The organism is uncultured Dysgonomonas sp., assembly GCF_900079725.1.
Classification (GTDB): Bacteria; Bacteroidota; Bacteroidia; order Bacteroidales; family Dysgonomonadaceae; genus Dysgonomonas.
Genome location: NZ_LT599032.1, coordinates 611,972 through 625,462, shown reverse-complemented (window position 1 = coordinate 625,462; position 13,491 = coordinate 611,972). Strand labels below are relative to the sequence as shown.

Here is a 13,491-nt window from a genome sequence, read left to right as displayed (position 1 = left end):
ATCATTTTTTACTGTTTATGAACTCATCATTTGAGTTAATCATTCCCGATTTACTAATCTTATCCTGTATGGTCTGGAAGATAATGTAGAGTGACGGAATAACCAGTACCCCAATCATAGTACCAATAAGCATACCTCCAATGGCACTGATACCGATAGACTTGTTACCCACGGCACCTGCACCCGATGCAAAGGCTAGTGGCATCAGACCGAAGATAAATGCAAAAGATGTCATCAGGATCGGACGCAAACGGGCTACCGCACCATTTACTGCAGCTTCCACGATACTCATACCTTGCTGACGGCGCTGAATGGCATATTCTACAATCAGGATCGCATTTTTAGCCAGGAGCCCTATGAGCATGACGAGCGATATCTGTACGTATATATTGTTTACAATACCTGTACCTGCCATCATGGCTATGAATATGAATATAAATACTCCGGCCAAACCAACAGGTAGAGAGAATATAACTGCCAGCGGGATAATGTAACTTTCGTACAACGCGGCCAGTAGCAAATAAACGAAGATGAGACAGAGCGCGAAGATCAGGATAGTCTGGCTACCACTGTTCACCTCTTCGCGGGTCATACCCGAGAATTCGTATCCGTATCCGAGCGGCAATGTTTCGGCTGCTACTTCTTCTACAGCTTTAAGCGCGTCTCCGGTACTCTTCCCTGTCATAAAGTTTGGAATAATGTTCAAACTCATGGATGAATACATATTGAAACGTGTCAACATCTGAGGGCCGGTAACATCGGAGATGGTGATAAACTCGGTAATCGGAGCCATTTCGCCCGTTGAAGTCTGTACATATAGCCCGTTCAGGTCTTCAACTTTTGATCTGAATTCAGGGGATGCCTGAGCCATCACGCGGAACTGTTTACCATATAAATTGAAGTTCGAAATATACATACTACCTACATATGCCTGCAAGGTAGTCATCACCTCGGTCAGGGTTAGTCCGGCTTCTTTTATTTTTGGTATATTGGCTTCGATTTGTTTTTGAGGGAAGTTAGGGTTAAATGTAGTCATCGCCACCATTACTTCCTCACGCTGACGCATCTTAGCCAGGAACTGATTGGTAATATCATAAAACTTATTTATGTCGCCACCAGTACGGTCCTGCATTTTCATTTCCACACCGTTACCAAGTCCGAAACCTTGTAAAGTAGGAGCTCCCATGAAAAGGAATGTAGCATCTTTTATCGATGCCGTTTTCTGAGTCATTTCGGCCACAACGTCGTTTACAGTATTCTTTCTTTCGGCCCAAGGTTCCATTTTTATGATAAGAGCAGCATAAGAACCTCCGAGCCCTCCACTAAGGAAGTCTACCCCTGTGATGTTCAATACATTCTGAACATGTGGTATTTCACGGGCCAGTTTTATTATATCCTTAGTTAAAGAATCTGTTCTCTCTAATGATGCGCCCGGAGGGAGTGTGATAATACCCATCACAACGCCACTGTCTTCCTGTGGAACGAAACCGGTTGGAATCATCTTCATCAGTCCTCCCATGATCACTACTGCAACAGCAATAATTGCAACGGTTATCCAACGGTGTCCACGTTTACCTAAAAAGTGGAGAGACGATTTATACTTCATTGTCGCAGCATTAAAGGCTACGTTGAAGCTATAATAGAATCTTTGTACAAAGCTTTTCTTCTTATGGTCATCTTCTTCGTTATGACCTTTAAGGAAAAGGGCACAAAGCGCCGGACTCAGGGTCAAGGCATTAACAGCCGATATAATGATGGATATGGCAAGTGTTAAACCAAATTGTTTATAGAATATACCCGATGTACCGCCGATAAAACTCACCGGAATAAACACCGCAGACATCACCAATGTAATGGAAACGATAGCGGGCGCAATCTCTTTCATCGCCGTCATAGTCGCTATTTTCGGGTCTTTTTCACCCGCATCGAGTTGCGCATGGACGGCCTCGACGACGACTATGGCATCGTCCACTACAATACCGATTGCCAGTACAAGAGCAAACAAGGTAAGCAGGTTGATAGAGAACCCGAATAACTGTAAGAAGAAGAATGTTCCCACAATAGCTACCGGAACGGCCACCGCCGGTATAAGAGTAGATCGTATATCCTGTAAGAATACGAACACAACAATAAATACGAGTATAAATGCCTCGATCAACGTATGGATTACTTTTTCGATAGATGCGCTAAGGAATTCATTAGCGTCCATCATGTAAGTAATTTTAAGTCCCGGAGGAAATGTAACAGAAGCTTTTGATAGTTCACTTTTGATGTTGTCAATTACCTCTTGTGCATTCGACCCTGCTGTCTGGCTAATACCTATCGCAACAGATTCCAAACCGTCGGTTCGGGATATTACCGAATAACTCAACGATCCGAGTTCAACATCTGCAACATCGTTCAATCTAAGTATTTGTCCGTTCTGAGAACGTACGATTATGGAGCCGAATTCATCTGTAGTTTTTAAGCGGCCTGTAAATTTTAAAGTGTACTGGAATGCCTGATCACTATTTTGCCCAAGCTCACCCGGGGCAGCCTCTATATTCTGTTCTGTCAGAGCTGCAATAACTTCCATTGGAGTTATTTTGTATGATGCCATTACATCCGGTTTGAACCAGATACGCATAGAGTAGTCTTTTGCTCCATATACATTCGCATCTCCCACACCATGTACACGCTTGATCTGAGGCAGGATGTTAATGTTAGCATAGTTCTGTATAAACTGGGCGTCCAAATCAGGATTATCAGCGGTTAGCGCGATCATCATGATTGTACTACTCTGTTGTTTTCTCACCGTCACCCCTGTTTGAGTGACCTCCGATGGTAACAACGGATTTGCGCGAGCGGCAAGGTTCTGTACGTTAACGGCCGCAATATCCGGATTTATCCCTTGTTCAAAAAATACAGTTATATTGGCAGATCCACTGTTAGATGCAGAGGATGTCATATAAGTCATACCTTCCACACCGTTTATCTGCTCTTCCAGTGGAATAACAACGCTATTCATCACCACATCGGCATTGGCTCCGGGATAGTTAGCTGTCACCTGCACTGTAGGCGGAGCAATATTTGGATATTGTTCTACCGGCAATGTTGCCAGGCCGATTATCCCTAATACCACAATGATAATGGATATTACGGTAGATAATACGGGTCTCTCTATAAATGTTTTTAACATTGTGTTTCTTTTTTAATTTTAAGCTAGTTAAAGCAATTATTCTGCTATAATCTTTTTACCGTTTGTAAGTGTGGCTACACCTTTTAGAACGATTCTGTCACCTGACTGTAAGCCATCTGTTACAGCGAATTGTTTTCCATCAGGTGTTGACAATGCTGTAATTGTTTTTTGTACCACAGAGTCTCCCTGTACTTTATATACAAGTAATTTATCTTGCTGGGCAAATGTAGCTTCCTGAGGAATTATAAATACATTGCTTAATGTTCTTGGTATTGAGATTTTACCGCTGGTACCGCTTCTCAATTCTCCGTGTGTATTAGGAAATTCAGCTCTGAAATTAGCCGAACCTGTTGCTATATTTACCACACCTGTAATGGTTTCCAGTTTACCTTTTTCAGGATATACCGTTCCATCAGCAAGAGTTAATGTAATTTCCGGAGCATTTTTAATCTTTTCAGCCTGGGTTTTTCCTTCCAATGTATTCAAAAATTCAGTTAGAGCTTTTTCGTTCATCGAAAAGTAAGCGAAAACATTACTGGTATTAGCCACTGTAGTCAGTGCATTAGTACTGTTTACCAAGCTGCCTTGACGGTAAGGGATTGCTCCTATAACTCCATCAACAGGGCTTGTTACATCAGCCCAACTTTTTGTTGCTTTCGCATTTTTTAGTTGCGCGTTAGCTTGCTCCAGTGTCGCTTGAGACGATAATAATGCATTCTGATATGTATTTAGTTGTGTGACACTCACAATACCCTTATCGGCAAGTGGTTTGATTCTGTCTACGTTCAATTGTGCGGTCTGAACCTGGGCTTTAGCACTGCTAACAGCAGCTTCCGCAGTAGTTACAGCCTGATCTGCCGAAGGTGAATTTATCTTGAATAAACTTTGCCCTTTTTTTACTACAGAGCCTTCGTCCACATAGATAGCATCGATAAAGCCGTCTATACGTGGCCTGATTTCTATATCTTCCTTACCTTTTATAGTCACAGGATATACAGTTTCCAATTGCGCAGACTGCTCAGCCAAAACAGCCGTCGTGTATTTCTGAGGTGCAGCTTGACCTCCCCCCGCAGGGTTAGCATTCTTGTTCCCACAAGATACCATAACCAATAGAGCCATTGCTCCGATAACAATCTTTTTCACATTCATACCTATATTTATTTAGTTGTTTGATTTACTTAATCTGTCCATTTCCTGTAAAAGGATACTTAATTGTGTCTTTAATACTTCTACATCTATATTTTTGAATAGAAGCTCTTGTCCGCTTTTTACTTTGGCTATTGCTTTCTCGAAAAGTTCCTTTCCCTCTTCGGTAAGTTCTACAATGCGCGCCCTTGTATCGGTTACGCTTTCCCGTCTGCTTATCAATCCCTTTCTTTCAAGATTTCTTAATATTGTGGAAGTAGTCATAGGATCTATTTCCGTTTCTTGCGATAAAACGATTTGTGTGGCTTCTTTTTGTTGCCTCGACATATGATATATAGCTCCTAATAATTCCATCTGTGATGATGTTAGTCCAAATTCATCCAATACTTTGTGTTTACCTCTTTGCCAGTATTTGGAAACACGCCAGATTAGATATCCCACCTCCTCATTTGGATTCCCTAATTTGCAGTTTACTTCCATTTATTCATTTTTAAAAATTTTGGTGCAAATATAGTAAGTGTACTTATAATAAGTTTATAGGATAGTAAGTAAAATTTACTTTCTTAACATTTTTTATAAAAAAACCTGTTATAAAACATATTTTACCGAAATAATCAGAAGAGGTTTTGTGAAGCAGAGAGGATATGAGTCTTTTTATAATCCTTTGCCAAAATATTCCAGTTTAATTGTTAATGTGTTGTTAGTGTGAATCCTTTAGATATTTCATAACAATTTTGATTCAATAATTGTTGTTTACTGTGAGCATTTATTTAAGAATTCAATTCTTGAAGGATTAAAATCAATTGTGTGACATTATTTTCGCAAATATATCGGGCAAAAAAGCCGGATCGTAACAATCCGGCTCTGCTTAGTATCTTTAGATTCCCAGGTCTTTACAGACTTGTTCTATCTTCTTCTCTGTACTGGCATCTACGGCATCGTAGTCAGCTCTGGATTTCAGTTTTGCTTTAACTTCTATGTAGAACTTAATTTTGGGTTCTGTACCGGAAGGACGGATAGATATTTTTGTTCCGTCTTCGGTAAAGTATTGCAATACGTTTGATGTGGTAGGCATTTCCAATGTGTATTCTTCATTGATAGCCAAATCCTGAGCTTTTAGGGTTACAAAGTCTTTAATGAGCGTCACCTTAGAGCCTGCAATCTGTTTGATCGGGTTTTCTCTGAAGTTTTTCATCATAGCTTCTATTTCCTCGGCACCACTACGTCCTTCCTTAGTTACCGAAATTCCCTTTTCCTTAGAGAATCCGTATTCTACATAGATATCCTGAAGCATTTCGTACAACGTTTTTCCATTGTCCTTTGCCCACGCTGCAATTTCACCGAAGAGCATAGCTGCCGATACGGAATCCTTATCGCGCACAAAGTCTTCGGCAAGGAAACCATAGCTTTCTTCTCCTCCTCCTATATATTGACGCTTACCTTCTAGTTCGCGCATAATAGCGGCAATCCATTTGAATCCTGTATAGCACTCAAACATTTCTACACCGTTTTTCTCCGACACTACCTGAGTTAGGGCACTGGTTACAATTGTACGCACAGTATATTCCTTTCCGGTAAGTTGTCCGAGTTCTCTTTTACGGGTAATAATATAATAGATAAGAATCAGCATTGTCTGGTTTCCGTTCAGCAGGATAAATTCTCCTTTATCGTTGCGGATACCTGCTCCGAAGCGGTCAGCGTCGGGGTCTGTCGCAAATACCAGCTCTGCATTTGTTTCCTCAGCTTTTTTCACGGCAAGAGCCATTGCAGCCGGATCTTCAGGATTTGGAGATACAACAGTAGGGAAATCACCGCTCAATACATCTTGTTCCGGTACATTAATAATGTTTGTAAACCCGGACGCTTTCAGAGCTTGCGGGATTACTGTAAATCCTGTCCCGTGTAATGGAGTGTATACGATACCGATTCCGCTGTGACGTTTGATGGCATCCGATGAAAGTAATATAGTCTTCAGCTCTTTTATGTATGCCTCATCCATATCTTTACCTAATATTTCTATCAGGCTTTTGTTTCCTTTAAATTTGATATTCTCAACATTTACACGGTTTACTTCAGCAATGATGTTTTTGTCATGCGGAGGTATAACCTGTGCACCGTCTTCCCAGTATGCTTTATATCCGTTATATGCTTTCGGGTTGTGAGATGCTGTGATCATAATACCACTTTGGCAACCCAGTTTCCGGATGGCATATGATACTTCTGGCGTAGGGCGCAGATCTTCAAACAAATATGCTTTGATTCCGCTTGCAGAAAATATGTCTGCAGATATTTCGGCATATTTCCGGCTATTATTACGACAATCGTGTCCGATAACTACTTTTATCTGTTTTAGTGAAGAAAATTCTTTCAGCAGATAGTTGGTCAGACCTTGCGTAGCTGCTCCTATAGTATATATGTTAACTCTGTTGGTACCGACTCCCATAATACCACGAAGACCACCTGTTCCGAATTCAAGGTCTTTGTAGAAAGCCTCTATCAACTCTGTTTTATCCTCTTTGTCTAATAATGCTTGCACTTCTTTTCTCGTCTCTTCATCGTATTTGTCTGATAGCCATGTTTTGGCTTTGGCTGTCACTTGCATTAGCAAATCATTACTTTCCATGCGTGTTTGTTTTATTATTTATAGTTCTATGTAATATTAATACTACAAAAAGCAAAAGTAGCATTTTTTTGCTGTTAAGGAATAAGAAAAAGTAAGAAAATATAAGTAATTTTTTTTATATAAAGTTATATCTAATGATTTCCAAAAAATTAATTATTGGGGTGGAACGGAGGTAGAAAATGATCGTTTAGCCCTTCTGATATCATTTTGTTCTATCTATGTATTCTATTTAAACTGGATGGTTTTAAGGAATAATAGGTTTAACATCTTGTTATATATAAATAAAATTTGGAAGCTATATAGAATACACTCCATTATCTCTATGTTTTGTGATTAAGATATGAATATATTCAGATTTTATTTTTTTTATTACCTTTGAGACAAACTCGAATAGATATGATGATCAGATGGTTACTTATTTTTCTTGTTGTCTGTTTTGTGCAATCAGGTATTGTACAGGCACAAACGTATACATATAGTACACTTATTTCCGATGAAGAAATTTATGATTTCCTGAATTGGATGACCAATAATGATCAAAAATCTGAAATAAAGTTTCTTAGGGATAACAAAAAAGTATCTGTTAAGATACTGCCGTGGGATACAACTAATTTTATCAGTAAATATATAGGAGAATATGACATCAGTCATCTGGAACCAGACAATAAATACCTGTTCAAAAAATCTTCCGGCCTTGATACACTGTTTACTCAGGCTGATAAAGATTATTTTTATGAACAGTTTATATCCATAAAGGATTCAGTCTGGCATAAGGGTATGTCCGGCAAGAAAATGCTCCCGGCCAAGAAGAAAGATTACACAGATGTGAATTATTATTCTGTACCTCTGTTTTCGCGAAATAAGGAATATGTTATTATCTATAAAGTTTATACCTGCGGGTACGGATGTGCATATGGAAAATATTACCTGTATAAGTATGATATAGACAAGTGGAGGTTTCTAATGTCAGTGAATCCGTGGACTAGCTAGTTCTAAAATTATTTTCGTCCGAAATCGGCAGGGATTTCACCCCATTCGTCCGTTTTCCACTTTATTATTTGAGTAGTGTATGTATTGTCCCGGAGCCATTTCTCGGCACGTTCTATCATGTAGAATAAAGATTCATTTTCGGGTAGTCTTTCCAATTTTGTTTTGCACTTTTTTTCTTTCACCCACTTTATGGCATTAGCGCTATCCGAATAGATTGGGATTTTAAATTTCTTCTGTTTTAGCAAAGCCAAGCCATGTACCAGAGCAAGGAATTCACCTATATTATTTGTTCCTTTCTCAAACGGTCCCTGATGAAATACCTGCTCTCCGGTCTGCACATACACACCTCTGTATTCCAATAGGCCGGGGTTTCCGCTGCAAGCGGCATCCACAGACAAGCTGTTTTTTATGATTTCGGGTATATTATGAATGGATATTTTCTTCTTTTCTGCATTTTTGCCTATATATAGCCATGGATTATCGTTATATGCTTTTTCGGCTTCCTCTTTGGTTGGGAAAGATTTATAAATAGCGCCCTCATACCCTTCTATTTGTGCTTTCGCCTCATTCCATGACGAGTACACCCCGGGAGTTACGCCATTCCATACTACATAAAAATTTTTCTTTGCCACTAATTTTATTATTCTAGATAAACAGCTATTGGTTATAAATGCAAATTAACAAAGAAAGCCGGAAAATACGAAATAATAGGATGTTTAAAGAGTATTACGATCAATTATTCTTGATTCAGGCCTAAACTTAATCTCTCATTGAAATGTTATTTTAATATAGAGAAAAATGACACGCTAAAGCATATATACGTATACTGTTATTAACAATCTAAATGAAACACTTATGGATACCGAAGAACTATCAAAACGCTACATGGAAAAATATAATGAACTCGCAAAGAAATTTGAAGAGTTGGAAATAAGCAATCTTGTTGAGACACTAAACAATGCAATTTCCCGATCAGATATGGCCAAAACAAACGAACTTTACGATAAAGTACTGGAATGGAATGCTAAAGTAGAGAAACTCTCCGGCGCCAAAATAGCACTGGATATACAGTTTAGTTATCTGCGCTTACCTTCGCCTGCCCTGTTCGGTGTTACCTTCGATGGAGAAGAGAAAATCTGGAAGTTTAACACCTGATAATAAAAATAAATTTTCTCTATCAATCAAATATTTACAGGAAATGTATGCTTTTGATGCTATTTAAAAATGTTTTTTAACATTAAAAATAGTGTGCAATTAAATTTTATGTCGCAATTTTGCATTGTGAACGATTGTTCACATATTTAAAATGATTGATTAATGAAGTACAGCAGAGAATATATATTAAGACGAGCCTTCGACGTTTTTATGAATAAGGGGTATGATAGTGCATCAATTTTCGTTCTACAAGAGGAATTGGGAATGTCTCGTGGAGCTATGTACCGATATTTTAAGAATAAAGAGGAGCTGTTCTTTGCTGTTATTGACGAGTATTTCTTTAAAATATTCGACAAAATGCTTAATGGTATCAAAGGGGATATTACATTACCCGAATTGATTGAAGCCATGCATAGACGTCAAAAAACCGTAACAAATGCGTTTATGAGAGCCGGTGTTACGCATACTGTTTTTCTGAATTACACGGCTTTAATAATACAAGCAGCGAAACATTATCCGGATTTTGTCAATCGCTTTAGGTTTATCTATGGGCGTTTGATCGATCATTGGCGCAATGCTCTGCTTAAGAGTATAGAAATCAAGGAGGTGAGAGCTGATATTGACGTTGAGATAATGTGCATATTATTTAATAATACGGGTGTAAAGGAAACTTCGGACCAGGCTTGTGACGAATCCCAGTTTGTGACAAATGTGGTAAAAGATATGGAAAGAAGAAAAGAAGTGATGGATTATTTATATTGTTTAATCAAAGCTTAATTTTTTTTACAGGACTGTGAACTATCGTTCATTAATGCGATAAAAATCGGGCATTTATTTTTATAAACAAATGAACAATTGTTCATATATCAAATGACAACTTTTATGAAAAAAATAATAGCTATCCTCACTCAAAAAGGAGCACTAAGCAAAGGGGTTCAAGAAAATACAACAGTAAACCTATTTGAATTGGAAAATGAAAACGTAAAAGGTGTTGAAAGTCTGAAACTGGAAAGTACCGAAGATAACTACTTTTCGCTACTGATGGCCATTAAAAAAGTCAGTCTGGTGTATGCAGATACAATCAACTCAGACCTAAAAAGTATCCTGAGTAAAATAGGAATCAAAACAAAATGTAAAGAAGATATACATAGCGACAGATTTATTAATCAATTTATCTTCGACTAATAGGGGAATTATCTTCGATTAATAGTAACAAATATTCAGAAAATTAAAAGTGAGGGATCATTTAGCTGATTTTTTTAACTTATGCGAAAAATCTATTTATTTATTTTATTAGCAATAATATCTGTCTCTCTATCAGCTCAGGACGATTTGCTGTATGCTAATGACAGTATCAGGGAGCAATACACAGTAGCCATGCGGGATCCCAATATATTCAAACCCAGACATTTTGAAATATCGGAAAGTGAAGCTATAAAAATGGCCGACCGGATGCCTTCGTTTGCAGTATATAAAGATACATACTTTGTAACAGGTGTACCGTTGAATGAGGAAATTACAAACAGTTCGGCCGATGCCAGTTTTCAGATAAGTATAAGGCAGCGTCTGACAAAGAGTGTACTTCCGTTCAAAACATTTGCTTACCTGACATATACCCAGAGATCGTTTTGGGATATATATGCTGAATCCAGTCCTTTCAGGGATACAAATTATAACCCGGGTTTGGGTTTGGGGAAATATATATTTCATGATAAAAAGCTGGTGGGAGCAATGTTTGCCCAACTGAAGCATGAATCGAACGGGCGCGACGGGGAAGATTCGCGTAGCTGGAATTATTTAAGCATATCCATGAAATATTATTTCAACGCACGCTTCAATTTGTCCGGTGAATTTTGGGTACCTTATGTGGATGGGGGCAATAATAAAGATCTGATCGACTATAGGGGATTAGGCTACCTGTCGATAAACTATATAAGCGATAAGCATAAATGGTGGTTATCTGCAGATTTAAATCCTAAAAAAGGATTTGGGAATATCAATACAACACTCACGGCAAGTTTCAGGATTTCCGAGAAAGCGAACCAGTATATTTTTGCCCGTTTCTTTCATGGATATGGTGAGAGTTTGCTGGATTATGATAAATATTCGATGAATATCCGGGTGGGAATATGTATTAAACCTGATTTTTACAGTCTTTTCTAGGTTTAGTACGATCACATCTATTGAAGCATAACTATGGCTGATAGCTTCTATTAGGAAGTGCAGCATTAAATTTTTTTATTAAACTAAACAGTAATGAAAACTTTTAAACTTCAGACATGGCATTTCGGATTGATGCTTATAATATTAAGCATAGCTACGAATATTATGGGGACCTGGGCAGTAAACAGTATTCCGAATAATGTTGAAGATAGCCGCTTTGTAGAACTGAATGATAAAACATTTGAAGAAGCAATCAGTACAGGTGCCGGATTTGTTCTTTTTTACAAAGAAAATTCAGATTTGTGTGACAAAATGGAGTATAATCTCAACCAATTACCTGTAGATGATAGAGAAAAAATTAATTATTATAAAGTAAATATTACTGAATTTGCCGCTCTGGAAGCAGAGTATCGTATATCAGGGGTTCCGAGTATACTGGTATTCAAAGAAGGAAAAGAGAGAGAACGGATTTTGGGAGTTATACCAGAATCTAATTTAAAAATCATTTACAACAGAGTTACAAAATGAAACTATCCATCAATCCTAAATATAACGGGCTTTCGGAATTTATATATTCGATCCCTGAGATTTTTTCTCAGGAAGGAGAGATGGTATATAATGCACGCAATACAATCAAGTTGTTCCGGATAAATGGTTTTATGGTAAATGTAAAATCCTTTAAAAGACCCATACTGATCAATCGTTTTGTATATAAATATATAAGAAAGTCTAAGGCTGAAAGATCTTTCAATAATGCCTTATACGTTCTCGATAAGGGAATCAATACACCTGAACCCATCGCATATATAGATATATGCAAAAACAGGTTGTTGTCGGAGTCGTACTATATTTCCATACACGAGGAGGTGCAAGGTACGATGAAAGAAGTGTATAAACAAACAGAGGAAGAAAGTAAGGGATTGATACAGGCCTTTACGATGTTCACAGCCGAAATACATAAAAAAGGAATATTTCATAAAGATTATTCGCCTGGCAATATCCTTTATAAAACAACCGAAGAAGGCTATCAGTTTTATCTGGTAGACCTCAACCGGATGTCGTTCAAAAACATCAGATTGCTGGATAGTTGCAGAAGCTTCAAACGCATCAAAGCCAATGATAATACACTGGATTATATTGGTGAAGAATATTCAAAAATCCGTAAATATGATGAAAAAATATGCCAAAAACTAATACATCTGTATAACAGGCGTTTTTGGAAAAAATATTTGCTGCGTCATCCCGAATGTGAAAACCAATATTGAGAATTTAAACATATAGAATATGTATATTAATGCAACAGGGTATTATATCCCACCCACAAGAGTTACTAATGATTACTTCACAGAAGTGAACGGTCTTACAAGTGACTGGATTTTGCAAAGAACCGGTATACGCTCACGTTCGAGAGCTACCGAGAAAGAAACAATGAACTATATGTGCGCAGAAGCTGTGAATAATGCTTTGGGTAAACTGCCATACAATATCAATGAAGTAGATCTGATCATATTTGCTTCGTATACACCATCCGATACAATTGCTACGGCCGGACATTATATTCAACGGGAATATAACATATCCGATGCTAAAGTATTTTATGTATCATCGGCCTGTTCGTCTGCAATTAATGCGATGGAAATTATATACTCGTTTTTCTCGTCACAAATAGCAAGTAAGGCTTTGTTAATTTGTGCCGACCGGAATTCGACCTATTCGGATGATACCGATTGCATGTCGGGGCATCTGTGGGGAGATGGAGCAGTTGCATATTTCTTCTCCGACACAGCACAAAGCCCCAAGGATCCTCATATTATTGATATTACAACTCAGGGACTGGGGCATGTCGGATTAGGGCCGCAAGGAGTTCACCTTACTCCTGCTAATGGCGGGCTACAAATGCCACACGGAAAAGATGTATTTATGTATGCTTGTAACTACATCTCACAAAATACGAAAGAAATAGTGGAGAATAGCGGATACTCTCTCGACAGGTTAACTTATTTCATCGGCCATCAGGCTAACATGAGAATATTGAAAAATGTAACCAGACAGCTCGATCTGAGTGACGAGGTAATATTATCCAATATAGAAGAATTAGGCAATACAGGCTCTGCCAGCGCTTTGTTGGTATATGCTCAGAATACAGATAAGTTCCGGTCGGGAGACTTGGTATGTATATCGGTGTTCGGTGGAGGATATTCTGCTGGTGCCTGCTTATTAACGATGCCTTAAGATA

General features: G+C 38.2%; 13 protein-coding genes. 8 read left to right on the top strand and 5 right to left on the bottom strand.

All coding sequences use genetic code 11. The annotated features are described in order from the left end of the window. Nucleotide 1 precedes the first annotated feature (1 nt). From QZL88_RS02715 to QZL88_RS02700, 4 genes are all read right to left on the bottom strand, one after another. Nucleotides 2-3,178, bottom strand: a complete 3,177-nt coding sequence (locus QZL88_RS02715; RefSeq protein WP_296938485.1) for an efflux RND transporter permease subunit — start codon at nucleotides 3,176-3,178, stop codon at nucleotides 2-4. 36 nt (nucleotides 3,179-3,214) lie between these two features. After that, nucleotides 3,215-4,327 carry an efflux RND transporter periplasmic adaptor subunit gene (locus tag QZL88_RS02710; protein ID WP_296938484.1) on the bottom strand — a complete coding sequence of 371 codons (1,113 nt, stop codon included), beginning with the start codon at nucleotides 4,325-4,327 and terminating at the stop codon, nucleotides 3,215-3,217. A 12-nt stretch (nucleotides 4,328-4,339) separates the two neighbouring features. After that, entirely contained in the window at nucleotides 4,340-4,804 is a 465-nt protein-coding gene (locus QZL88_RS02705) for a MarR family winged helix-turn-helix transcriptional regulator (protein ID WP_296938483.1), read from the bottom strand. A gap of 397 nt (nucleotides 4,805-5,201) precedes the next feature. Next, entirely contained in the window at nucleotides 5,202-6,947 is a 1,746-nt protein-coding gene (locus QZL88_RS02700; protein WP_296938482.1) for a phospho-sugar mutase, read from the bottom strand. Between the two features lie 396 nt (nucleotides 6,948-7,343). Here QZL88_RS02700 and QZL88_RS02695 point away from each other — a divergent pair, with 396 nt between their 5' ends. Further along, nucleotides 7,344-7,937: a hypothetical protein gene (locus tag QZL88_RS02695; protein WP_296938481.1), complete on the top strand. Its 594-nt coding sequence runs from the start codon at nucleotides 7,344-7,346 to the stop codon at nucleotides 7,935-7,937. Between the two features lie 8 nt (nucleotides 7,938-7,945). Here QZL88_RS02695 and QZL88_RS02690 read toward each other — a convergent pair whose 3' ends face one another. Further along, nucleotides 7,946-8,569, bottom strand: a complete 624-nt coding sequence (locus QZL88_RS02690) for a ribonuclease H family protein (protein ID WP_296938480.1) — start codon at nucleotides 8,567-8,569, stop codon at nucleotides 7,946-7,948. A gap of 223 nt (nucleotides 8,570-8,792) precedes the next feature. On the opposite strand from QZL88_RS02690, the gene QZL88_RS02685 reads away from it, so the two are divergent. The 7 genes from QZL88_RS02685 to QZL88_RS02655 all read left to right on the top strand — a co-directional run bounded on the left by QZL88_RS02685 (nucleotide 8,793) and on the right by QZL88_RS02655 (nucleotide 13,487). After that, on the top strand, nucleotides 8,793-9,092 hold the full coding sequence (locus tag QZL88_RS02685; protein ID WP_296938479.1) for a hypothetical protein: 300 nt from the start codon (nucleotides 8,793-8,795) through the stop codon (nucleotides 9,090-9,092). A gap of 162 nt (nucleotides 9,093-9,254) precedes the next feature. Next, complete coding sequence (locus QZL88_RS02680) at nucleotides 9,255-9,869, top strand: TetR/AcrR family transcriptional regulator (RefSeq protein ID WP_296938478.1); 615 nt, start codon at nucleotides 9,255-9,257, stop codon at nucleotides 9,867-9,869. A 105-nt stretch (nucleotides 9,870-9,974) separates the two neighbouring features. After that, the gene (locus QZL88_RS02675) at nucleotides 9,975-10,277 is read left to right on the top strand and encodes a hypothetical protein (RefSeq protein ID WP_296938477.1); all 303 of its coding nucleotides are present in this window, start codon (nucleotides 9,975-9,977) and stop codon (nucleotides 10,275-10,277) included. Between the two features lie 81 nt (nucleotides 10,278-10,358). Further along, the gene (locus tag QZL88_RS02670) at nucleotides 10,359-11,255 is read left to right on the top strand and encodes a phospholipase A (protein ID WP_296938476.1); all 897 of its coding nucleotides are present in this window, start codon (nucleotides 10,359-10,361) and stop codon (nucleotides 11,253-11,255) included. Nucleotides 11,256-11,348: 93 nt separating this feature from the next. Continuing rightward, complete coding sequence (locus QZL88_RS02665) at nucleotides 11,349-11,783, top strand: thioredoxin family protein (RefSeq protein WP_296938475.1); 435 nt, start codon at nucleotides 11,349-11,351, stop codon at nucleotides 11,781-11,783. Beyond that, complete coding sequence (locus QZL88_RS02660) at nucleotides 11,780-12,520, top strand: lipopolysaccharide kinase InaA family protein (RefSeq protein WP_296938474.1); 741 nt, start codon at nucleotides 11,780-11,782, stop codon at nucleotides 12,518-12,520. Before QZL88_RS02665 ends, QZL88_RS02660 begins: the two co-directional genes overlap by 4 nt. A 19-nt stretch (nucleotides 12,521-12,539) precedes the next feature. Continuing rightward, nucleotides 12,540-13,487, top strand: coding sequence for a ketoacyl-ACP synthase III (locus tag QZL88_RS02655; RefSeq protein WP_296938473.1), 948 nt, complete (start codon nucleotides 12,540-12,542; stop codon nucleotides 13,485-13,487). Nucleotides 13,488-13,491 lie beyond the last annotated feature (4 nt).